Raw genomic sequence first — 21,192 nt, 5'->3', positions numbered from 1 at the left:
AGACAAGACATCATGAGCAGTATCGCGTTTATCGGTTTGGGCAACATGGGCGCGCCCATGGCATTGAATCTGGTCAAGGCTGGCCACAGCCTGACGGTGTTCGACCTGGTGCCGGCCGCCGTCAAGCTGCTGACCGACGCCGGCGCGCGCGCCGCCGCGTCCGCGTCCGAAGCCGTCAAGGGCGCCGAGGTGGTGATTTCGATGCTGCCGGCCAGCAAGCACGTCGAAGGCCTGTACCTGGGCGAAGACCTGCTGGGCAAGATTTCTTCCAGTGCGCTGGTCATCGAGTGCAGCACCATCGCGCCGGATTCGGCGCGCAAGGTGGCGCAGGCGGCCGAGGTGCGTGGCATCGCCATGATCGACGCCCCGGTGTCGGGCGGCACGGGCGGCGCGGCCGCGGGCACGCTGACCTTCATCGTGGGGGGGCAGGAGGCCGCCCTGGAGCGTGCGCGCCCCGTGCTGGAGAAGATGGGCAAGAACATCTTCCACGCGGGCCCGGCAGGCGCCGGTCAGGTGGCCAAGATCTGCAACAACATGCTGTTGGGCATCCTGATGGCGGGCACGTCGGAAGCGCTGGCGCTGGGTGTGGCCAACGGGCTGGATCCGAAGGTGCTGTCCGACATCATCGCCAAGAGTTCAGGCCGCAACTGGGCCACCGAGCTCTACAACCCTTGGCCGGGCGTCATGGACCATGCGCCGGCCTCCAAGGGCTACGCGGGCGGCTTCGGTGTGGACTTGATGCTGAAGGACCTGGGCCTGGCGGCCGAGGCGGCGCTGTCGGCGCGCGCGTCCATCCCGTTGGGTGAACTGGCGCGCAACCTGTATTCGCTGCACAGTTCGGGCGGCTCGGGCAAGCTGGACTTCTCCAGCATCGTGAATCTGGTCAAGCGCGAGCAGGACTGACATGACCGGCCATCAGTCTCCGTCCGACCCGGCCGCACGGGTCAGGGCGAGTTTCGAGCAGCAGAGCATCATGCGGCTGCTGGGCGCCGGGCTGGACGTGGTGGAGCCGGGCAGAGTGGACATCCTGCTGCCCTACCGCGCCGACTTGTGCCAGCAGAACGGCTTTCTGCATGCCGGGATCTCCACGACGATCGCGGACAGCGCGGGCGGCTATGCGGCCTTCACGCTGTTCGGGCCCGGCGAGGACGTCCTGACCTCGGAGTTCAAGATGAACTTCCTGGCGCCCGCCAAGGGCGACCGCTTTGTCGCCAGCGGGCGGGTGGTGAAGCCGGGCAAGCGTCTGTCGATCTGCCAGGTGGAAGTGCATGCGTACGAAGGCGAGCAGGCGACGATGTGCGTGATAGGCTTGCTTACCGCGGTACGCGTGACGCCGCGGTGAATCCGGCGCGGCGTGCGTCCAGCCCTCCGGCCGGGCGCGCGCCGCGCTTGTCACGCACCGCATGGGTGCCGCGCAATGCCTTCAAAAGAACATCATCGGATCTTCCGCAGCAACTGGCTGCGCGCCGCAGTGCTGGGCGCCAACGACGGCATCGTCTCGACGGCCAGCCTGATCACGGGCGTCGCGGCGGCGCAGGCCACGCACGGCGCCATCTTGACGTCCGGATTGGCGGGGCTTGTTGCGGGTGCGCTGTCCATGGCAGCGGGTGAATACGTCTCCGTCCGTTCACAGGCCGACACCGAGGCGGCCGACCTGCGCATGGAGCAGCGGTCGTTGAAGCGTAATTCGGAGGAAGAACTGGCCGAACTGATCGACATCTATGTGGCGCGCGGCCTGTCGCGCGAGCTGGCGATGCAAGTCGCTCGCCAATTGACCAGCCACGACGCGCTGGACGCGCATGCGCGTGACGAATTGGGTATCTCTTTGCATAACCGGGCGCGTCCGGTACAGGCGGCGGTCGCTTCCGCGGCGTCGTTCGCGGGGGGGGCGGCGTTGCCGTTGGCGGTAGCCGTGACGGCGCCGTTGCCGCAATTGATTGTCTGGGTGATCGGCGCGTCGGTGGTGTGCCTGGCGGCGCTTGGCGCACTGGCGGCAGGCGCCGGGGGCGCGCCCAAGGGGCCGGCGGCGCTGCGCGTGACGGTGCTGGGGGCCTTGGCGATGGCGGCAACGGCCGCCGTCGGGGCGCTGTTTGGCGTGGCCGTGTAAGGCCAGCGCCGGGCAACGGAAGGCCTCAGGGCGTGATCGAGTAGGGTAACGGCGCCGCGGCGATGCGGGGGCCGTCCGCCGCGCCCAGCCGCAGGTCGCCTTCGGGCAGGGCGGCAAGCGTCGTTTCGAACAGTACGGAGGCGACGCCGGCTTCGCTGGCGGCATCCACGACGCGGCCGATCGGCTCGCCGGGCTGGGTGGCGTCGAACACGTCCACGCCCGCCAACGCCGCGCCTAGCAGGCTGGCGTCAGCAATGGTGCCGTAAGCCATGCGGCGCTTGACGGTGCCGCGGTAGTGGCTGCGCGCCACGACTTCCTGGCCCGGATAACAGCCCTTGGTGAAGCTGACGCCCTGGATCAGTTCCAGGTTGACGGTCTGCGGGATGAACACGTCTTGCGTGGCCGTGGCGATCCAGGGGATGCCGGCGGCCAGGTCCGCCACCTGCCATTGCGAGGCGGGGGCCAAACCCAGCACGGCAGCTAGCGGGGCGGCCTCATTCAATTGTTCGTCGGACGCGATCCACCACCAGCGCAGGCGGCCGTCGGCCGAGGGCGCGGCGATCCAGGTGCCCGATGGCAGGTCGGCGCGCTGCCATGCGGCGCGCGGCAAGGCGCCGGTCACGGCTTCCAGCGCGGCGGCGTCTTCGGCCGTTGCCTGCACGCCCGCGACGTTCAGCGGCGCGGGGGCCAGCTTGACCTTGGCGCGCAGCACGAACATCGACAGGCGCTTGATCAACGCTTGCGACAGGTCCTGGCGGACCAGGCCATAGAGTTGCGGGGCATCATCCGCGCCGGGGGCCGCACGCCACATGACAAGCGTGGCCAGCAGGCGGCCCTTGGCGGTGCAGTAGCCCGCCAGGCGGGCGGCGTCGGCGGGCAGGCCGGTGACGTCTTGCGTCAGCTGGCCGTGCAGGAAGGTCAGGGCATCGGCGCCGGACGCGCTGAAAACCACAAAATCTTCCAGCGGGGCGCATTGCGCGCAACCTTCGGGGCGGACGGGAATCGAAGCATAGAAAGCGTGCATGGCGGCGGTGTTATCGCGTCATCAAAGAGCAGATGATAGCCGCCTTCCCCCGGTGCAAGCACCAAGCCCCCGACAGGCGCAGGGCTGTGCCGCGCATTCCGACCCCTCTTTTGCCGCGACAGGTCCGCCTGATCCATTAAACTTCTGGGACTTATGAAGAAGCGACTCCGTTTTTACGTCTTGTGGTCATTCCTGCTTATCGTGATTGCCGCCGCGGCAGCCGTGGGCGCCGCATGGAGCTGGATGCACCGGCCCATGCATTTACCGGCCGACAGGATCGATTTTGTAGTGGACCCGGGCAGCAGCCCGCGTACGGTCGCGCGCGCGCTCAATGCGGTCGGCGTGCCGATGTGGGAGCCAGGTTTTGTCTGGATGGCCCGCCTGACTGAGCAAGACAAGCTGATGAAGGCGGGAGGATACCAGGCCATCAATGGCGATACCCCCTGGCTGCTGCTGGAACGCCTGGCGCGCGGCGACATGACCCAACGCCAGATCACTTTCCTGGAAGGCTGGACCTTCCGCCAGATCCGCCAGGCGCTGCGTGAGCATCCGGACGTCAAGCAGACCTTGGGCGACACCAGCGATGAAGCGCTGATGGAGCGGCTGGGGTCGGACATCACGCATCCCGAAGGGATGTTCTTCCCTGATACCTATATCTTCACGCCCGGCAGCACCGACTACGATCTGCTGCGCCGCGCCTATCAGGAGGGCCAGCGCATCCTGCAGGACACGTGGGCCAAGCGCCAGTCCGGCCTGCCGGTGGCCACGCCTTACGAAGCGCTGGTGCTGGCGTCCATCATTGAAAAGGAAACCGGCCACGGCCCGGACCGCCGGCGCGTATCCGGCGTGTTCACCAACCGCTTGAAGATCGGCATGCTGTTGCAGACCGACCCCACCGTCATCTACGGCATGGGCGAGAATTACCAGGGACGCATCCGCAAGCGCGACTTGCAGACCGATACGCCCTGGAACACGTACACGCGTCCGGGCCTGCCGCCGACGCCGATCGCCGCCGCGGGCCGGGCGGCCTTGCTTGCTGCGGTGCAGCCCGAGCAGCACAAATACCTGTTCTTCGTTTCGCGCGGCAACGGGACCAGCGAATTCGCCGAAAACCTGTCGGGGCATAACCGCAACGTCTCCCGCTACATTCTGGGGCAGGGGCAGACCACGCGCCCGACCGCCGTGCCGGCGCCCGCGCCCACGCCTGCCGGGGCGCCCAGTGCCCCCGCAGCCGCGCCCGCCGATGCCGGCGCGGCTGCCGGCGCAAGCCCCGAAACCGATTCCGAAACAGCACAAGGACAAGATCAATGACCTCACGCGGACGCTTCATTACGCTGGAGGGCGTGGACGGCGCGGGCAAGAGCACGCACACCGTCTGGATTGCGGACTTTTTGCGTGCGCAAGGCGTGGAAGTGGTGTCCACGCGCGAACCGGGCGGCACGCCGCTAGGCGAGAAGCTGCGTGCCCTGGTGTTGACGGACACGATGGGGTTGGATACCGAGACCTTGCTGATGTTCGCGGCCCGCTGCGAGCATGCCAGCCAGGTGATCGAACCGGCGCTGGCGCGCGGGGCCTGGGTGGTATGCGACCGCTATACCGACGCCACCTACGCCTATCAGGGCGGCGGACGGGGCCTGGGCGCCGCGCGCATCGCCGTGCTTGAAGACTGGATGCAGGCGGGGCAACCCGAACGCACCTGGCTGTTCGACGTCCCGCTGGAGGTGGCTCGCGCCCGTCTGGCCGATGCCCGCGAGCCCGACCGTTTCGAGCGCGAGGGCGCCGAGTTCTTTGAGCGCACCCGCCAGGCCTATCACGCTCGTGCCAAGGCCGACCCCGGCCGCATCCATATCGTGGATTCCACGCAGTCCATCGACCAGATCCGCACGGAACTGGAAGCGGGGCTGCGCGCGCTGCTGGCCGTGCCGGCATGAGCGCCCCCCAATTCCTGCCTTGGCAGATGGACACGGCGCGGGCCTGGCTGGGCAACCGCGACCGTTTCGCCCACGCCTGGCTGGTGCACGGCCTGGCCGGCATTGGCAAGCTGGATTTCGCGATTGCCGCGGCCGCCAGCCTGCTGTGCGAAACGCCCGAGAATGGGCTGGCCTGCGGCCATTGCGCCGCCTGTGCCTGGTTCGCCAGCGGCAACCACCCCGACTTGCGCCGCATCCGGCCCGAAGCCGTGGCGGTTGAAGAGGGGGCGGACGCCGCCGAGCCGGCTGAAGATGCCGAACCTGCCGTCGGCCCCGCCAAGCGCGCGCCGTCCAAGGAAATCCGCATCGACCAGATCCGTTCGCTGGAGTCCTGGTTCAATACCGCGACGCACCGCGGTGGTTGGCGCGTGGCGCTGCTGTATCCGGCCCATGCGCTGAACGTGGTGTCGTCCAACGCCTTGCTTAAGGTGCTGGAAGAGCCGCCGCCCCATACGGTTTTCCTGCTGGTGGCGGACGCCCCGGATCGCCTGCTGCCGACCCTGGTGTCGCGATGCCGGCGTTTGCCCCTGCCGGCGCCGGACCCGGACACCGCGCTGCAATGGTTGCGCGCGCAGAACGTTGAGCCCGCGCGCGAATGGCTGGCGGCGGCAGGCGGCGCGCCGCTGGCCGCGTTGCGCCTGGCGCAAGCGGGCGACACTGCTTGTCCACCGTGGTTGTCACAGCTGATCGGCCCGCTGGCCCAGGGGCATTCGCCCGACGTGGGCACCTTGGCCGAATCGCTGGAGAAGGTGCCGGCCAGTGAATGGATCGACGCGCTGCAACGCGTGTACACCGACCTGATGCTGGCCAACGCGGGTGCGCCGGTGCGGTACTTTCCTGCGTTGGCCACGGGCGTTGCCCAGGTCGCCGCACGCATGGACCGCGCCCGCGTGGCCGAAGCCGCGCGCTGGCTGACGCGCCAGCGCGCGCTGGCCACTCATCCGTTGAACGCCAAGCTGTTCGCGCACGCTACCCTGCAACGCGTGGTGCTATCCTGCCAAGCGTAAGTCCCTGATCCAGCGGCGATTCGCCCGGCAACGGGTTGGGGCGCCGCGGCTTTTTCTGTAGTCAAAACATGTACGTCGATTCCCACTGTCATTTGAATTTTCCGGAGCTGGCGGCTGATCTGCCGGCCATTCTTGACCGGATGGCCGCCAACCAGGTGACCCACGCGCTGGTGGTCAGTGTCAACATGCCCGAGTGGCCTGGGCTGATGGCACTGGTCGAACCGCAGGCGAACCTGTGGGCCTCGGTGGGCGTGCACCCCGATTACGAGGACACGCCTGATCCGTCGCCGGAAGAACTGGTCCGGCTGTCCGAACACCCCAAGGTCGTGGCCATCGGCGAGACCGGCCTGGACTACTACCGCCTGTCCGAACCGCTGGATTGGCAGCGCGAGCGCTTCCGCCGCCATATCCGCGCCGCCCGCGACACCGGGCTGCCCCTGATCGTCCATACGCGTGCGTCTGCCGAGGACACGGTGCGCGTGCTGCAGGAAGAGCGCGCGTCGGAAGTGGGCGGCGTCATGCACTGCTTTACCGAGAGTTGGGAAGTGGCGCAGGCCGCGCTGGACCAGAATTTCTATATCTCGCTGTCGGGCATCGTCACGTTCAAGAACGCCCAGGTGGTGCATGAGGTGGCCGGCAAGGTGCCGCTGGACCGCCTGCTGATCGAGACGGACTCGCCGTATCTGGCGCCCGTGCCATATCGGGGCAAGCTCAATGACCCGTCCAAGGTGATCCACGTAGCCGAGAAGATCGCCGACCTGAGAGGCATCACCGTGGCCGAAGTGGCGCAAGCATCCACCGACAATTTCTTCCGTCTTTTCAATAAGATAAAGAAATAAGTTAAACCTGATTATTCAATCTGATTCCTAGGATAGCCATGACCGCCCAAGCCCCGACCGCCCGTCACTTTCTGTTGTCGCGTTGCCGGGGAGCGCTGTTGGCCCTGGCGGTTGGGCTGGCGGCGCCGATGGCGCATGCGGCCAACCCTGGCGACTGGTGGGTCTACGTTGCCAATGACTATCCGGACGACATCAAAGACCTGCTGGCCCACGGGTCCGATCCCAACGTGCGCTACAAGAACGGCCAGCCTGCGCTGATGCGCGCGGTGGTGGATGGCGCCTGGAAGGTGTTTGACGTGATCGCCGCGGACAAGCGCACCGATTTGAACGCCGAGAACCCGGCGGGCGAGACGCCGCTGATGTACCTAGCGATCGCCGGCCAGACCGAGCGGGCGAAGACGTTGATCGCCCGCGGGGCGCAGGTCAATCGGCTGGGATGGACGCCGCTGCACTATGCGGCATCGAAAGGGCAAATGGAGATGGCGCGCCTGCTGCTGTCGAAAAAGGCCATCGTCAATGCACCGGCTCCCGGGGGCGAGACGCCGCTGATGATGGCGGCATTGGGCGGCAACAAAGAAATGGTGGACCTGCTGGTGAAGTCGGGCGCCGATGTGACCACGCGCGACCTGAAAGGGCAGAGCGCTGCCGACTGGGCCCGCAACGGCAAATCAGCGTCACTGGCGACCGAACTGACGGCCATGGTGGCACGCGCGGACGATGCCAAGCGTGCGCGCCGAGCCGCCAACCCGGCGCCTGCCGAGGCCGAGACGGCCCCGGTGCCGGAAGCGATCGCCCCGACGGCAGCGCCTGACGTGCCGCCCGCCCCGGCTGCGGCGTCGGGCAACGCGCCCGCGCCGGCGGCATCGCCCAGCGTGGGCGGCGTGTCGGGCGTGAAGCTGAACAACTACGACACGCCGGCTTCGCCCTGAGGCGCGGCGCCTGGCCCGGGCGGGTCAGCCACGGCTGGCCTCCCGCCCGCACCGCTTAAATTACGTAGTTCTTGTAGCGCTCGATGTACTCGCGGGCGCTGGCATTCAGTTCGCGCACGCAGCGCTCGGCTTCGTCGGCGTCGCCGCGAACCATCGCGTCCAGCAGGGCGCGGTATTGCTTGATTCCCATCTCTGAACGGCCCGGCAGCAACGCCTGCGAGGCGATGCGTTCCCGCAGGTCGCGGATGACTTCGTGGGTCGAGGCGCCTTGCGCGGTTCTGTCGTGGCGGCGTCAGAGGGGGATTGGCGCACGCGCAGTTGTGCGATCCGGGACTGATCGACTACCTGACGATGGGCGAGGGGCTGTCGGCCGCCGATTACGCCGGCGCGCGGGCCCAACGGCCTGCCGCTGGGCTTCCAGATGGTGGGCTTCGTCAAGGAAGACGCCCGGCTGCTGTACTGGGCCCGTTGCGCCGAACGCATCCTGGGGTCGACCGCCCATCTGGCTTGAGGGCAGATCCCGGCTGCAGCGGATACCAGTCCGAAGCGGTTCGCCGGCAATTTCGGACTGTTTGGCGCCTTGCGGCGCCATTTTTTCGCCCAGGAATTCGGGGTTTTCCCTGTTGTTTCTCAATATTCGGGAATTGAAAGCAAGGATATAGCCGGAAATTGATAATCTGAGCGCTCATCGCTTGGAGCTATATCTTGATGTCGGAACCCTCGGTAGGGGCGGGCGCAGACCGTGTCCTGTATGTGTTGGCCACGTTGGCCCGGCACGATGGCACGCTGACGATCGCGGCGCTGGCCGAGAAGACTGGCCTGGCCCAAAGCACGCTGTACCGGCAGGTGGCGTTGCTCAAGCGCTGGGGATTCGTGGCCGAGCATGAAGGCGAGTACGGCCCGGGGCCGCTATGCGTCCAACTGGCCTGGGGCTTTGACCAGTCGTCTTTCCTGATTCACGAGGCGCAACCCGACATGGCCGCGCTGGCCGCGGCGTCCGGTGAAACCATCGGCCTGCTGGTGGCCGTCAAGGACCAGGCCGTCTGTCTGGACATGGTGGAAAGCCAGCACCCGCTGCGCTGTTCCTTCACCAAGGGCCGGGGCCTGCCGCTGGCGCGCGGCGCTTCCGCGAAATCCCTGCTGGCTTTCATGCCGCAAGCGCGCTTGCAGGCCGCGCTGGCCTATCTGGCCGCCGAAGCCGGCGTGGATGCGGCCCGTCTGGCCGACGAACTGGAATCGATCCGTGCCCAAGGCTACGCCGTGACCGATAGCGAAGTCGACGCCGGCGTGTGGGGCGTCAGCGTGCCCATCTTCCAGCGACCCAACCAGGCCGTGGCCTCGATCACGTTGATGGCGCCGTCTACCCGCGCCGCCCAGCGTCCCCGGGCGCTGATCGACCTGACCGTCGGCGCCGCCCGCCGCATTTCCGAACGTTTGAAGGTGCACTGACCCGCCGTGCTCCGGCTTGCCCCGCCAGTTTGAATTCCACGCTGTACCGCAACCATCGCCGTACCCATCCGCCGTATCTCATCCGCCGTACTCATCGCCGTACCCCTTTCCCATAGGACTGACCATGACCACTCGCCGCACATTGCTGACCGCCGCCCTGACGCTGGGCCTGGCCTGGAGCGCCGGCCCCGCGCACGCCCAGGAAACCATCCGCGCCGTCACTGACGCCACCTTCCCGCCGATGGAGTTTGTCAAAGACGGCAAGCGCACCGGTTTCGACATCGAGCTGGTCGAAGCGCTGGCAGGCGCCATGGGCAAGAAAGTCGAGTGGATCGACATCGACTTCAAGGGTCTGATTCCCGCCCTGCAGGCCGGCCGCGCCGACATCGCCGTGTCCGCCATCTACATCACGCCCGAGCGCAGCAAGGTCGTGGACTTCACCGACCCGTACTACGCGGGCGGGCTGGTGGTGCTGACCAAGACGGACAGCCCCATCAAGACGCTGAAGGACCTGGACGGCCGCAAGGTGTCGGTGCAGGTCGGCACGAAGTCGGTCAACTACCTGAAGGACCACTTCCCGGCCGTGCAGCGCGTGGAAGTCGAAAAGAACCAGGAAATGTTCAACCTGGTGCAGATCGGCCGCGCCGACGCCGCTGTGACGGGCAAGCCTGCCGCCAAGCTGTTCGCGCAAAGCACCACGGGCCTGACGGTGCTGAACGACCAGGTGACCACCGAGGACTACGGCATCGCGGTGCCCAAGAACAAGCCTGAACTGACGCGCGAGCTGAACGCGGCGCTGCAGAAGTTGAAGAGCGACGGCAGCTATCAGGCCATCGTGACCAAGTGGTTCGAGGCGCCCGCGAAATGAACCTGGATTTCTCTCCCGTCTTTGCCGACTTCGACGCGCTACTGCGCGGCGCGGTGGTCACCGTCGAGGTGACCGCCGGCGCCTTGCTGCTGGGTTGCGTCATCGGCCTGCTGGTCGGCGTCGGCCGGCTCAACCCGCAGCGCCGCGTCATCTACCACCTGTGCAGCACGTATCTGCTGTTCTTTCGCGGCACCCCGTTGCTGGTGCAGCTGTTCATCTGGTTCTTCGGCCTGCCGCAGTTCGGCGTGACGCTGCCGGCGTTCGCCTGCGGCGTGCTGGGCCTGGGCATGTATTCCGGCGCCTACGTGTCGGAAATCGTGCGGGGCGCAATCCAGTCGGTCGACCGTGGCCAGACGGAAGCGGCGCGTTCGCTGGGCATGTCGTCCGGCCAAGCCATGCGCATCATCATCCTGCCGCAGGCGGTGGTGCGCATGATCCCGCCGCTGGGCAATGAGTTCATCGCGCTGATCAAGAATTCCGCGCTGGTGTCGTTGTTGACCATTCACGATCTGATGCATGAAGGGCAGAAGATCATCAGCGTGTCGTATCGCTCGCTGGAAACCTATCTGGTGGTGGCATTGATCTATCTGGTCCTGACAACCGCCGCCATGGTGATTTTGCGCAAGGTGGAACAACGCCTGCGCGCCGGAGGGATGGTGCAATGAACCAGTTCGGCAATCCGCAGGAAATGATCCGCATCCGCGGCCTGCACAAGTCTTACGGCGACCACGCCGTGCTGCGGGGCATCGATTTCGACGTGTTGCCTTCGCAGGTGGTGGTCGTGATCGGTCCCAGCGGTTCGGGTAAAAGCACCTTGCTGCGCTGCTGCAACGGCTTGGAAGTGGCGCAAGCCGGCACCGTGGACATCTGCGGCCAGACGTTGCTCGACCACGGCCAGCTGCTGCCGGAGGCGCAACTGAACCAGTTGCGCATGCAGGTGGGCATGGTCTTCCAGGGCTTCAACCTGTTTCCCCACTTGTCGGTGCTGGAGAACGTGACGGTCGGTCCGCGCAAGCTGCGCGGCATGGGCCGCGACGAGGCCAATGCGCTGGCTGAAGACCTGCTGCGCAAGGTGGGCCTGTCGCAGAAGACTGCCGCCATGCCGGCCAGCCTGTCGGGCGGGCAGAAGCAGCGCGTGGCGATCGCCCGGGCGCTGGCCATGCAGCCCAAGGTCATGCTGTTCGATGAACCGACGTCGGCGCTGGACCCGGAGCTGGTGGGCGAAGTGCTGCAGGTGATGAAGCTGCTGGCCCGCGAAGGCATGACGATGATGGTCGTGACGCACGAAATGGGCTTCGCCCGCGACGTGGCCGACGTCGTGGCCGTGATGGACGGCGGGGTGATCCTGGAATCCGGCCCGCCTGAGGTGATCTTCAGCCAGCCGCGCGAACCGCGTACCCGGGAATTCCTCCAAGCCGTGTTGAGCGCAGGGCAGGGGGCGGCGACATGACTTCCCCGCAATTGGATAAAAGCGTGTGGAAGGCGCGGGACGATAGCGCCGAGCAAGGCGACACGCGCCGCCTGGCGCATATCGTCGAGGCCGCCGCGGGGCAGGTCGAAAAGGGCGAGCCCGTGCTGTTGGGGTTTGCCTGCGACGCCGGGGTTGCGCGTAACCAGGGGCGTGTCGGCGCGGCCGAAGGCCCGGCCGGCATCCGCAAGTTCCTGGCGGGTCTGCCTGCCCATGGCTTGACGCGACTGCTGGACGCGGGCGACGTGGCGTGCGTCGGCGACCAGCTGGAAGACGCCCAGGAACGCCTGGGCCTGCGTGTGGCGGAACTGTTGGGGCAGGGCGCCCGCCCGCTGGTGCTGGGTGGCGGCCACGAGATCGCCTGGGGCAGCTTCCAGGGCCTGGCGCGCTGGTTGGAAGCCCGTGGCGATACGGACCCCGTGCTGGTGCTGAATCTGGACGCGCACTTTGACTTGCGCACGGGCCGTCCGGGCAGTTCGGGCACGCCGTTCGACCAGATCACCCGCTACTGCGAAGCGCGCGGGCAGGCGCTGCAATACGCCTGCCTGGGCGTGTCGCGGCTGGCCAATACGCCCGCGCTGTACGCCCGGGCGGCCGAGGTCGGCGCGGTCTGGGTCGAAGACCACGACATGCAGGAACGCCATCTGGAAGCCCGCCTGGCCAACGTGGACGCCTTGCTGGCGCGCGCGCGCCATGTCTACCTGACGATCGACTTGGACGTGCTGCCTGCGGCGGTCATGCCCGGGGTGTCGGCCCCGGCGCCTTATGGGGTGCCGATGTCGGTGATCGAGGAAATCGTGCTGCGGGTGAAAGCCAGCGGCAAGCTCCGGCTGGCCGATATGGCGGAGTACAGCCCGCGCTTCGACGTGGACGGGCACGGCGCCCGCGCGGCGGCCCGGTTGGCCTGGCAACTGCTGTCGGCCTGAAGGCGTATGCGGTGATCAAGGGGCGGCTTCTTCAGGGAAGGTCGCCCCTTTTGCGTGCCCGCTAGGGTGGCCCCGCGCCGGCGAAGCGGCGGCCGGGCAAGCTGGACGCTTGCGGAACGGGAGCTTAGGATAGGGGCAGTTCCAAGACCGGGCGTGTGACCCGTACGGTATCCGCAACAGCTATATGTCCCTATTTAATATATTTTAAATTTAAATGGGGACGCTATAACTTTCGTGGATAAAATGGCGCAACTTTGTCAGGAGATCATGCTCATGTCTCAAACTCCCACCCATGCCTTGCCGTCTTATCTGAATGCCGATGACCTCGGCCCCTGGGGTAATTACCTGCAACAAGTCGACCGGGTCACCCCGTACCTCGGCACGCTGAGCCGGTGGGTCGAGACCCTGAAGCGCCCGAAGCGCGCGCTGATCGTCGATGTGCCGATCGAACTGGACAATGGCACGATCGCCCACTTCGAGGGCTATCGCGTGCAGCACAACGTGTCGCGCGGCCCGGGCAAGGGCGGCGTGCGTTTCCACCAAGATGTGACCCTGTCTGAAGTGATGGCGCTGGCCGCCTGGATGTCGGTCAAGAACGCGGCGGTGAACCTGCCCTACGGCGGCGCCAAGGGCGGCATCCGTGTCGATCCGCGCAACCTGTCGCAATCCGAACTTGAGCGCATGACGCGCCGCTACACCAGCGAAATCGGTGTGATCGTGGGTCCGTCCAAAGACATCCCCGCGCCTGACGTGGGCACCAACGCCCAGACCATGGCCTGGATGATGGACACCTATTCCATGAACGAAGGCGCGACCGCCACCGGTGTGGTCACCGGCAAGCCGATCGCGCTGGGCGGCAGCCTGGGCCGTGTCGAAGCGACCGGCCGCGGCGTGTTCGTCGTGGCGTGCGAAGCCGCCCGCGACCTGAATATCGACGTCTCGAAGTCGCGCGTGGTCGTGCAGGGTTTCGGCAACGTGGGCGGTACCGCCGCCCGCCTGTTCCATGAAGCCGGCGCGAAGGTCATCGCCGCGCAGGACCATACCGGCACGGTGCACAACCCCGAAGGGCTGGACGTCCACAAGCTGCTGTCGCACGTGTCGCAACACGGCGGCGTGGGCGGCTTCTCGGGCGGCCAAGCTTTTGACAAGGACGAATTCTGGACGCTGGAAACCGAATTCCTGATCCCGGCTGCCCTGGAAAGCCAGATCACCGCCGAGAACGCGCCCAAGGTGCGCGCGAAGGTCGTGGTGGAAGGCGCCAACGGCCCGACCACCCCGGAAGCGGACGACATCCTGGCCGAACACGGCGTCTACGTGGTGCCGGACGTGCTGGCCAACGCCGGTGGCGTGACAGTGTCCTATTTTGAATGGGTGCAGGACTTCTCCAGCTTCTTCTGGAGCGAAGAAGAGATCAACCAGCGCCTGGAACGCATCATGCGCGAAGCCTACGGTTCCGTGTCGCAAGTGGCCAAGGAACACAAGGTCACGTTGCGCACTGCCGCGTTCATCGTGGCTTGCACCCGGATCCTGCAAGCGCGCCAAGTGCGCGGCCTGTATCCTTGATGACTGAATCGGCGAGGCGTTCTTGAACGACTCGTCGAGGAGGTAGAGGGAGACAAAAACAGAAATCGCCCCGAAAGGGGCGATTTCCATTTCAGGAGATACGCATGACGCAACACTTGCCATCCACGACACTTGCCGTGGATCCCGCCTGGATCGACGCCTACGGCCATCTGAACGCCGCCCACTATGTCGGCATCTTCGACCGGGTGGGATTCGAATTGCTCAGTCAGGTGGGCGTCGGGTTGGACTATACCGAGGCCACGCGCTGCGGCATCTATACGATGAACGTCCACGTGGCCTACCTGCGCGAAGTGCTGGAGGGGGATCCCCTGATGCTTCAGGTTCGCCTGCTTGAGTCCGACAACAAGCGGCTGCTCTGCCTGATGGAGCTGACGCAGACGCGCGACGGCTATCTGGCGGCCACGATGGAGCAGTTGTCGTTGCACGTCGACCTGAACACGCGGCGCGCCACGCCGTTCCCGGACGCGCTGGCAGCGCGGCTGGCGCGCACGGTGGCAGAACACGCCGAACATCCCCTGCCCAAAGGCTATCGGCGGCTGCTGCCGCTGCAGGGGGCTCGCTAAGCATCCGGCCCCGGTACGCTCGTCCTACCCCGCGGCGTGCCGGCATCCGCGCCGAATGTTGCTTGTTAACACACCCCGATGACAGCCTTGCGGCCGCGCCATACACTGGCCCCAGGTGTGGAGCTCAGACTACAAGTTGGCCTTTTTTTCGAGATCTTGGACGGGTTTTCCTTGCGTCTAGAAAACTGACACATTGCGTCCCTAGAATTCGTTCCTGCCATGCGCCGTACGCCGTTTGCCATGCAAACCCAGCCACCTGCGCATGTATGTTCAATCAAAGGGATTACGCAATGAAAAAGACTCTGCTCGTCACCGCGCTGTTCGCCGCCCTGTCCGGCGTGGCCCAAGCCGAAACCTCGGTGACGCTGTACGGCCTGATCGATACTGGTATCGGCTTCCAGCAAATCAAGGGCAATAACGATTACAAAGAATCCAAGTTCGGCATGGTCAATGGCGTGTCGAGCGGTTCGCGTTGGGGCCTGCGCGGCGCCGAAGACCTGGGCGATGGCCTGAGCGCCGTGTTCACGCTGGAAAGCGGCTTCAACTCGGGCGACGGCAAGTCGGGCCAAAGCAGCCGCCTGTTCGGCCGCCAAGCCACTGTCGGCCTGAAGAGCGATTCCTGGGGCCTGCTGGAATTCGGCCGCCAGACCAACATCGCCTCGAAGTATCTGGCCGCGATCGATCCGTTCGCCGGCAGCTACGGCCAGGCCAACGTCGGCGTGGCCTTCAGCGCCGCCAATACGGTCCGCCACGACAACATGGTGCAGTACTCGACCCCGTCGTTCAGCGGCTTCCAGTTCGGCGTCGGCTATTCGTTCAACGCGTCCGACACGACTACCGCGCAAACCGGCTTCAAGACCGCCGACAACACGCGCGCCATCACGACCGGCCTGCGCTACGTCAACGGCCCGGTGAACGTTGCGTTGACCTACGACCAGCTGAACGTTGCCAACCAGATGAACAACGACGCGACGCCCAAGTCGTGGACGATCGCCGGCGCGTACGACTTCGAAGTCGTGAAGCTGGCGTTGGGCTTCGGCCAGACGCGCGACGGCTGGTTCACCGGCCAAAGCGTCAGCGCGTTCGGCAGCGATGCCGGCAACCCCGCCGCTGGCAGCTTCGGTTCGAACGTCGGCGTGTCGGGCTTCAAGGCCAATTCGTACCTGGTCGGCCTGACCGTGCCGCTGGGCGCCAGCAGCATCCTGGCATCGTGGCAGCGTGCTGACCCCAACGGCAACCCGCTGACGGCCGGCAACGAGTCGACGATGAACGTCTACAGCATCGGCTACACGTACAACCTGTCCAAGCGTACCAACCTGTACGCGCTGGGCTCGTACGCCACCGATTTCGCGTTTGTCGACGGCGTCAAGAGCACCGTCGGTATCGTGGGTGTCCGTCACCGCTTCTAAGCGCCTGACGTGAGCCGGCGGCGGGCGCACACGTGGCGCGCCGCCGGCTCCTTCAGGCCGCGGTTGCATTGAGCGGACTGGGCGTCTTACCCGGCCACAGACGCGAAAAAAGCGGCCACCTCCCTAGCTCCACTCTCAGTCCGCTCACCCGAACCCCGGTCTCGAAGAGACCTTGCGCGCCGCGGCGCGTGCAAAAGGCCGGCAACAGGCAGGTGCCTGTTGCCGGCCTTCGCGTATTGGGGTGCAAACCGTCGCGCCCGACGGCTTGCTTGCAGCTCGCCGCAACCGGTATTGGCTACGACTTCGGCAGCAACTCCGGTTTGAAGATGCCGCGCAGGTCCGCGTACGGGATGCTGAGCTCGGGCTCGCCATGCGAGTACGGCGCAATCGAATAGGCGTCGTACTTCACGACGATGCCGTCGCGCGTCAGCGCGAAGTTGTCGCTTTCCTGGAAGGGCCACATCTTGCTGTAGGCCGCGGGGTCCCGCTTGGCGTCCGGATTTGCCGTCAGCCACTTGGCGTGGGCGCGCTGCAGCGCCGCCACGTATTCGGCGCGACGGCCAGGGATCAGCGCTTCGTCCAGGCTCATGACGCGGTCTCGGCTGCGTTCCCAGTTCAGATACTGCGTGGCGGGGATGCCGTGCGCGGCGCCCGTCAGGAACTGCTCGGTGTGCAGTTCGATCGACACGATGTCGCCCACGGTGTCCTTGACGTTGGCCTTGAAATAGGTGGCGTCGCGCGGACGGGCCGTGGACCAGAAATACTGTGTGTATTCCGACAGCGTGTTGTACGGGCCTCGGCGGTTGGCGTCGGTGCCGGTCATGTAGGCCAGCACGTGATCCACCAGCGCCGTCAGCTTGGGGATGCCGGGAAACGCCACGCTATCGATTTCAATGCGCGGGCAGTCTCCCTCGCAGCCGGGCTTGTTCGAGGCCCACTTGATGTGTTCGGTGGACAGGTCCCCTACCTTCTCCGGCGTGGAGGAGGAGGGGCTGGCCAGGGTGATGTTCGCCGGCGGCGCACTGCCGCAGCCGGCAAGCGCCAACAGGGCAGCGCCCAGGATCAGACCGCTTATCGCGCCTTGCGGCGTGAACGTGCGACGCATTGAACTACCTCCACAAAATCTAGGCTTGATGGCAACAGGCTTTGGCGGTCAGGGCACCACGCCGGTCCATTCAGGGGTGGAGAACTTCTCTTCGGCCTGTTGTCGGGCGCGCGCCAGCGTGTCGCTGCCAATCTGCCCGGGGGTCAGACGGTGCAGGCCGGCAAAAGTTTCCACCATGCGGTCGATGATGACCTCGCGTGCCAGCCCGGTCTGCGTGCGCAGCGGGTCAACGCGCTTCTTGGCGCTGGTGGTGCCCTTGTCGGACAGCTTTTCGCGGCCGATCCGCAAGACTTCGACCATTTTATCGGCGTCGATGTCATAGGACATGGTCACGTGGTGCAGCACGGCGCCGGCACGGCGGGCTTGCGCGGCGCCGCCGATCTTGCCGATGTCCGAGGCGATGTCGTTCAAGGGCTGATACCAGGCCTTGATGCCCAGGCCCTGCAGCGCGGTCAGCACCCAGGCGTCCAGGAAGGCATAGGATTCCTGGAAACTCATGCCGTGCACCAGCGCTTGCGGCGCGCTGAGCGAATAGGTGATGGAGTTGCCGGGCTCGATGAACATCGCGCCGCCGCCGCTTACGCGGCGCACGACCTCGATGCCGTGGCGCTTGGCGCCGTCGGGATCGACTTCATTCTTCAGGGATTGGAAGCGGCCGATCACCACGGCGGGGGCGGACCATTCCCAGATGCGCAAGGTGGGCGGCCGCTGGCCGGCGCCGACTTCATCGGTGATGACGGCGTCCAGCGCCATGTGCAGCGACGGCTCCTGCGGGCCTTCGTGGATCAGTTGCCAGTCGTAGTCGTTCCAGTCGGTGCGCGTCATGCCAGCGCCCTCCGCAGGACGACGGCGACGGCCTCGGCGGAAAAGCCGAACAGTTCGGCATCGGCGGGCAGGGCCGATTGGACGGCAACCGCCAGTTCCAGTTCGCCGGCGTCGGCCGGCATGCCGTTCAGGCCATTGTTGATGGCTTCAAGCGCTTCGGGCGGTTCAAGAAAGAAGTCGCCGCTGATACGCACGTCGGCCAGGCGGCCGTCGCGCACTTCCAGATCCGCAACGACCAGTTTGCCGCCGGGGACTTTATATTCGCCATGCATGGGCGCTCCTTGCAAAATCATCTACTTGCACTACAGGCTGAGCTTCATGCCATCGTGGCTGGCCTTGAAACCCAGGCTTTCATAGAACCGGCGCGCGTCCGGACGCGCACGGTCGGTGGTCAGCTGGACCAGGCCGCATCCCTGGATGCGGCATTGTTCAATCGCCCATTCGAACATGGCGCGTCCCAGGCCCTGGCCGCGGTAAGACGAGGCGATGCGCACGCTCTCGATTTGTCCGCGCCATTGGCCCTGCCGCGACAGGCCGGGTATGAACGATAACTGCAAACAGCCGACCAGGTGGGAATCCTGCTCGACCACTGCCATGAATTGGTTGGAATCCTGGTTGATCGCGGTAAACGCGGCAATGTATCGCGGATTCGGCGGCACGGACGGGTCTTCGCGCGCGGCGCCCAATTCGTCGTCGGCCAGCATCGCGATGATATGCGGCAGGTCTTCGGCGCGCGCGCGGCGGAACGCCAGTTTCGGTGCTGTCATGGGCGGTCTCCGGCGGATCAGCGGGTGACTTGCTGCGCGGTCTGGCCGAACAGGATGCGGCGGGACTCCTCGTCGCTGATGGACGGGGCGGTATTGATGGTGTCGGCCAGCGCATAGGCGCGTTGGGTGGCGGGTCGCGCGGCGATGGCGTTGAACCAGCGCTGCAGGTGCGGGAAGTCGTTCAGGTCCTGGCCCTGCTTGGCGTGGGGCACGATCCACGGGTAGGCGGCCATGTCGGCGATGGAGTAGTCGCCCGCCACGAATTCGCGGTCGGCCAGACGCTTGTTCAACACACCGTACAGGCGGTTGGTCTCTTTGACATAGCGGTCGATGGCGTAGGCGATGCGTTCTTGCGCATAGCCCGAGAAGTGGTGGTTCTGGCCGGCCATGGGCCCCAGACCACCCATCTGCCAGAACAGCCATTGCGAGACTTCGGCGCGGCCGCGCACGTCGGCGGGCAGGAAGCGGCCGGTCTTCTCGGCCAGATACTGCAGGATGGCGCCCGACTCGAATAGCGAGATCGGCGCGCCGCCGTCGGCGGGCGCCTGGTCGACGATGGCGGGAATGCGGTTGTTCGGCGCGATGGCCAGGAATTCAGGTTTGAACTGATCACCGCGGCTAATGTTCACCGGGTGAATCTTGTAGGGCAGGCCGGTTTCTTCAAGGAACAGCGTGATCTTGTGGCCGTTGGGGGTGGTCCAGTAGTAGAGATCGATCATGGGGAGCGTCCTGGGAATCTTGGCGCCGCCGGCGGGGGCCGGCGGATGGAAAAGCCATGATAGCGGGGACGGCTCGGCCCGGCCCCGAATAACCGGGGCCGGGGTGCGGGTTTCCGGTGCCGCTGCCGCGGTCAGGCCGTGCCGGCGCCGGGGCGCGGGCGGCCCGGCAGGCGCCAGGTCCAGTTCAGGCTGACGCCCGCGGCAGCCAGGAAGATCATCGCCACGCCCACGACCTGCGTGGCGTCCATCCGGTGGCCGTAGACCAGAAAGTCCAGCATGATGGCCACGGCGGGGTAGATGAAACTGAGCGCGGCGGTGGACGTGGTGGGCAGCTTCTGGATGGCCGAATACATCAGGATGTACATCAGGCAGGTGTGGATCAGGCCCAGGGCGACCAGGTAGCTCCATTGCAAGGGCGCGGCGGGCAGGGCGTTGAAATCCGCCATGGGCAGCAGCATGATGGCGCCAAGCGTCACCTGCACCAGCGCCAGCACCTGAGGCGGGATGCCCGTGAGCCGCTTGACGATGATGGCGGTGATGCCATAGAGGGCGGCGGCGCCCAGGCCCAGCATCAGCCCCGACAGGTATTCGCTGCCCCCCGCACCCCCGGTTTCCGACAGGCGCAGCACCAGCAGCAATCCCGCAAACGCCACGACCGACCAGGCCAGCTTGCCGCGTGTAGGGCGTTCGCCCAGGAACAGCACGCCCAGCCCGATCAGGAAGAAGGGCTGCACGTTGTAGACGGCCGTGGCCAACGAGATGGACGCCAGTCGGTAGGCCGAGAACAGCAGCACCCAGTTCAGGACCAGCGCAGCGCCGGCGGCGAGCGCCAGGGCCAGCGTGCGGGCCGTGAACAGGCCGGGCCGCAGTAGCCCGCGCGCCCAGCAATACAGGAACAACGACAAGGCGCCGAAGACGCAGCGGAAAAAAACGACGTTCCAGGCGCTTTGGCCGGACTCGATGACGAACACGCCCAGTGTGCCGGACAGGGTCATGGCGGCGGCCATTTGCGCCAGGCCGAGGCGTTCTGATGCGGGATTCATGAGGTTTCTCCGGGCGGGCTGTCCGCGATGTACGATGGAGAAATTATCCCAGGCAGATCAAGCTGGTTATATGATGTTCGTGTGGTGTTTTTAATGTCATACCTTCTTTTAGGTGGAATTTATGCAAAACGACCTAAAAAACGAAAGCCCTGTTCTGGACGGCATCGATCGTCGCCTGGTCGAGACCCTGTCGGCCAATGCGCGCACCACCACGGCCGATCTGGCCCGGCAGGTGGGCATGTCGGCGCCCAGCGTGGCGGACCGCCTGCGGCGGCTGGAGGAGTCGGGCGTGATCCGCGCCTACACGCTGGATGTGGATCCGGTGGCGTTGGGCTACACCTTGGAAGCCATCGTGCGCATCCGCCCCTTGCCCGGGCAGTTGCGGCATGTGGAAGGGCTGATCCAGGAAATCCCGGAATTCGTGGAATGCGACAAGGTGACGGGCGATGATTGCTTCATCGCCCGCGTGGTGCTGCGGTCGATTTCGCACCTGGACGGAATTCTTGAGCGCGTGACGGAGTTCGCTGAAACCAATACCGCCATCGTCAAGGCGCACACGGTGCGTCGGCGCCTGCCGCCCTTGCGCTAGG

At 66.0% G+C, this 21,192-nt stretch carries 25 protein-coding genes; 17 read left to right on the top strand and 8 right to left on the bottom strand.

The window, feature by feature from the left end; genetic code table 11:
• Positions 1-12: 12 nt before the first annotated feature.
• The 3 genes from mmsB (at position 13) to CEY09_RS08535 (ending at position 2,107) form a co-directional block, all read left to right on the top strand.
• Positions 13-903 (top strand): 3-hydroxyisobutyrate dehydrogenase, encoded by an 891-nt coding sequence (gene mmsB, locus CEY09_RS08545; protein WP_088588312.1) that lies wholly within the window; start codon positions 13-15, stop codon positions 901-903.
• 1 nt (position 904) lies between these two features.
• Positions 905-1,342 (top strand): PaaI family thioesterase, encoded by a 438-nt coding sequence (locus CEY09_RS08540; RefSeq protein WP_088588311.1) that lies wholly within the window; start codon positions 905-907, stop codon positions 1,340-1,342.
• A 75-nt stretch (positions 1,343-1,417) separates the two neighbouring features.
• Positions 1,418-2,107 carry a VIT1/CCC1 transporter family protein gene (locus CEY09_RS08535; RefSeq protein WP_006223407.1) on the top strand — a complete coding sequence of 230 codons (690 nt, stop codon included), beginning with the start codon at positions 1,418-1,420 and terminating at the stop codon, positions 2,105-2,107.
• A gap of 25 nt (positions 2,108-2,132) precedes the next feature.
• Here the strand turns inward: CEY09_RS08535 and ygfZ are convergent, their stop codons facing one another.
• Positions 2,133-3,131, bottom strand: coding sequence for a CAF17-like 4Fe-4S cluster assembly/insertion protein YgfZ (ygfZ, locus tag CEY09_RS08530; protein ID WP_088588310.1), 999 nt, complete (start codon positions 3,129-3,131; stop codon positions 2,133-2,135).
• Positions 3,132-3,284: 153 nt separating this feature from the next.
• Between ygfZ and mltG the strand changes: the two genes are divergently transcribed.
• The 5 genes from mltG (at position 3,285) to CEY09_RS08505 (ending at position 7,876) form a co-directional block, all read left to right on the top strand.
• The gene (gene mltG, locus CEY09_RS08525) at positions 3,285-4,442 is read left to right on the top strand and encodes an endolytic transglycosylase MltG (protein WP_088588309.1); all 1,158 of its coding nucleotides are present in this window, start codon (positions 3,285-3,287) and stop codon (positions 4,440-4,442) included.
• Entirely contained in the window at positions 4,439-5,062 is a 624-nt protein-coding gene (tmk, locus tag CEY09_RS08520) for a dTMP kinase (RefSeq protein ID WP_088588308.1), read from the top strand. Before mltG ends, tmk begins: the two co-directional genes overlap by 4 nt.
• On the top strand, positions 5,059-6,108 hold the full coding sequence (gene holB, locus CEY09_RS08515) for a DNA polymerase III subunit delta' (RefSeq protein WP_088588307.1): 1,050 nt from the start codon (positions 5,059-5,061) through the stop codon (positions 6,106-6,108). Before tmk ends, holB begins: the two co-directional genes overlap by 4 nt.
• A gap of 68 nt (positions 6,109-6,176) precedes the next feature.
• Positions 6,177-6,947, top strand: coding sequence for a TatD family hydrolase (locus CEY09_RS08510; protein ID WP_088588306.1), 771 nt, complete (start codon positions 6,177-6,179; stop codon positions 6,945-6,947).
• 38 nt (positions 6,948-6,985) lie between these two features.
• On the top strand, positions 6,986-7,876 hold the full coding sequence (locus CEY09_RS08505) for an ankyrin repeat domain-containing protein (protein ID WP_088588305.1): 891 nt from the start codon (positions 6,986-6,988) through the stop codon (positions 7,874-7,876).
• Between the two features lie 55 nt (positions 7,877-7,931).
• Here the strand turns inward: CEY09_RS08505 and CEY09_RS08500 are convergent, their stop codons facing one another.
• On the bottom strand, positions 7,932-8,123 hold the full coding sequence (locus tag CEY09_RS08500; RefSeq protein WP_337360713.1) for an FCD domain-containing protein: 192 nt from the start codon (positions 8,121-8,123) through the stop codon (positions 7,932-7,934).
• A 461-nt stretch (positions 8,124-8,584) separates the two neighbouring features.
• Between CEY09_RS08500 and CEY09_RS08495 the strand changes: the two genes are divergently transcribed.
• From CEY09_RS08495 to CEY09_RS08460, 8 genes are all read left to right on the top strand, one after another.
• Positions 8,585-9,325 (top strand): IclR family transcriptional regulator, encoded by a 741-nt coding sequence (locus CEY09_RS08495; RefSeq protein WP_088588304.1) that lies wholly within the window; start codon positions 8,585-8,587, stop codon positions 9,323-9,325.
• Between the two features lie 124 nt (positions 9,326-9,449).
• Positions 9,450-10,193 (top strand): transporter substrate-binding domain-containing protein, encoded by a 744-nt coding sequence (locus tag CEY09_RS08490; RefSeq protein ID WP_006223386.1) that lies wholly within the window; start codon positions 9,450-9,452, stop codon positions 10,191-10,193.
• Complete coding sequence (locus CEY09_RS08485) at positions 10,190-10,858, top strand: amino acid ABC transporter permease (RefSeq protein WP_006223385.1); 669 nt, start codon at positions 10,190-10,192, stop codon at positions 10,856-10,858. Before CEY09_RS08490 ends, CEY09_RS08485 begins: the two co-directional genes overlap by 4 nt.
• Entirely contained in the window at positions 10,855-11,643 is a 789-nt protein-coding gene (locus CEY09_RS08480; protein ID WP_088588303.1) for an amino acid ABC transporter ATP-binding protein, read from the top strand. Before CEY09_RS08485 ends, CEY09_RS08480 begins: the two co-directional genes overlap by 4 nt.
• The gene (hutG, locus tag CEY09_RS08475) at positions 11,640-12,587 is read left to right on the top strand and encodes a formimidoylglutamase (RefSeq protein WP_006223383.1); all 948 of its coding nucleotides are present in this window, start codon (positions 11,640-11,642) and stop codon (positions 12,585-12,587) included. Before CEY09_RS08480 ends, hutG begins: the two co-directional genes overlap by 4 nt.
• Before the next feature lie 273 nt (positions 12,588-12,860).
• Positions 12,861-14,150 (top strand): Glu/Leu/Phe/Val family dehydrogenase, encoded by a 1,290-nt coding sequence (locus CEY09_RS08470; protein WP_006223382.1) that lies wholly within the window; start codon positions 12,861-12,863, stop codon positions 14,148-14,150.
• A gap of 104 nt (positions 14,151-14,254) precedes the next feature.
• Positions 14,255-14,734, top strand: coding sequence for a thioesterase family protein (locus tag CEY09_RS08465; RefSeq protein WP_088588302.1), 480 nt, complete (start codon positions 14,255-14,257; stop codon positions 14,732-14,734).
• Positions 14,735-15,024: 290 nt separating this feature from the next.
• The gene (locus tag CEY09_RS08460) at positions 15,025-16,143 is read left to right on the top strand and encodes a porin (protein ID WP_088588301.1); all 1,119 of its coding nucleotides are present in this window, start codon (positions 15,025-15,027) and stop codon (positions 16,141-16,143) included.
• Positions 16,144-16,438: 295 nt separating this feature from the next.
• On the opposite strand, the gene CEY09_RS08455 is transcribed toward CEY09_RS08460, so the two are convergent.
• The 6 genes from CEY09_RS08455 to CEY09_RS08430 all read right to left on the bottom strand — a co-directional run bounded on the left by CEY09_RS08455 (position 16,439) and on the right by CEY09_RS08430 (position 20,602).
• Positions 16,439-17,248, bottom strand: a complete 810-nt coding sequence (locus CEY09_RS08455) for an RsiV family protein (RefSeq protein WP_088588300.1) — start codon at positions 17,246-17,248, stop codon at positions 16,439-16,441.
• Between the two features lie 48 nt (positions 17,249-17,296).
• Positions 17,297-18,073, bottom strand: coding sequence for a lipoate--protein ligase family protein (locus tag CEY09_RS08450; protein WP_088588299.1), 777 nt, complete (start codon positions 18,071-18,073; stop codon positions 17,297-17,299).
• Positions 18,070-18,345 (bottom strand): lipoate-protein ligase small subunit, encoded by a 276-nt coding sequence (locus tag CEY09_RS08445; RefSeq protein ID WP_006223377.1) that lies wholly within the window; start codon positions 18,343-18,345, stop codon positions 18,070-18,072. The genes CEY09_RS08450 and CEY09_RS08445 overlap by 4 nt, the downstream gene beginning before the upstream one ends.
• 30 nt (positions 18,346-18,375) lie before the next feature.
• The gene (locus CEY09_RS08440) at positions 18,376-18,840 is read right to left on the bottom strand and encodes a GNAT family N-acetyltransferase (RefSeq protein ID WP_088588298.1); all 465 of its coding nucleotides are present in this window, start codon (positions 18,838-18,840) and stop codon (positions 18,376-18,378) included.
• Between the two features lie 17 nt (positions 18,841-18,857).
• Positions 18,858-19,559 carry a glutathione S-transferase N-terminal domain-containing protein gene (locus CEY09_RS08435; protein ID WP_006223374.1) on the bottom strand — a complete coding sequence of 234 codons (702 nt, stop codon included), beginning with the start codon at positions 19,557-19,559 and terminating at the stop codon, positions 18,858-18,860.
• A 131-nt stretch (positions 19,560-19,690) separates the two neighbouring features.
• A complete protein-coding gene (locus tag CEY09_RS08430) occupies positions 19,691-20,602 on the bottom strand; it encodes a DMT family transporter (protein WP_088588297.1) in 912 nt (303 codons plus the stop codon).
• Positions 20,603-20,723: 121 nt separating this feature from the next.
• Between CEY09_RS08430 and CEY09_RS08425 the strand changes: the two genes are divergently transcribed.
• A complete protein-coding gene (locus CEY09_RS08425) occupies positions 20,724-21,191 on the top strand; it encodes an Lrp/AsnC family transcriptional regulator (protein ID WP_006223372.1) in 468 nt (155 codons plus the stop codon).
• Position 21,192: the final 1 nt, after the last annotated feature.

Origin of the sequence: Achromobacter marplatensis (assembly GCF_002209535.1) — a bacterium.
Lineage (GTDB): Bacteria > Pseudomonadota > Gammaproteobacteria > Burkholderiales > Burkholderiaceae_B > Achromobacter > Achromobacter marplatensis.
Note: the sequence above shows the minus strand (reverse complement) of the source record. Positions and strands in the feature narration are given on the sequence as shown.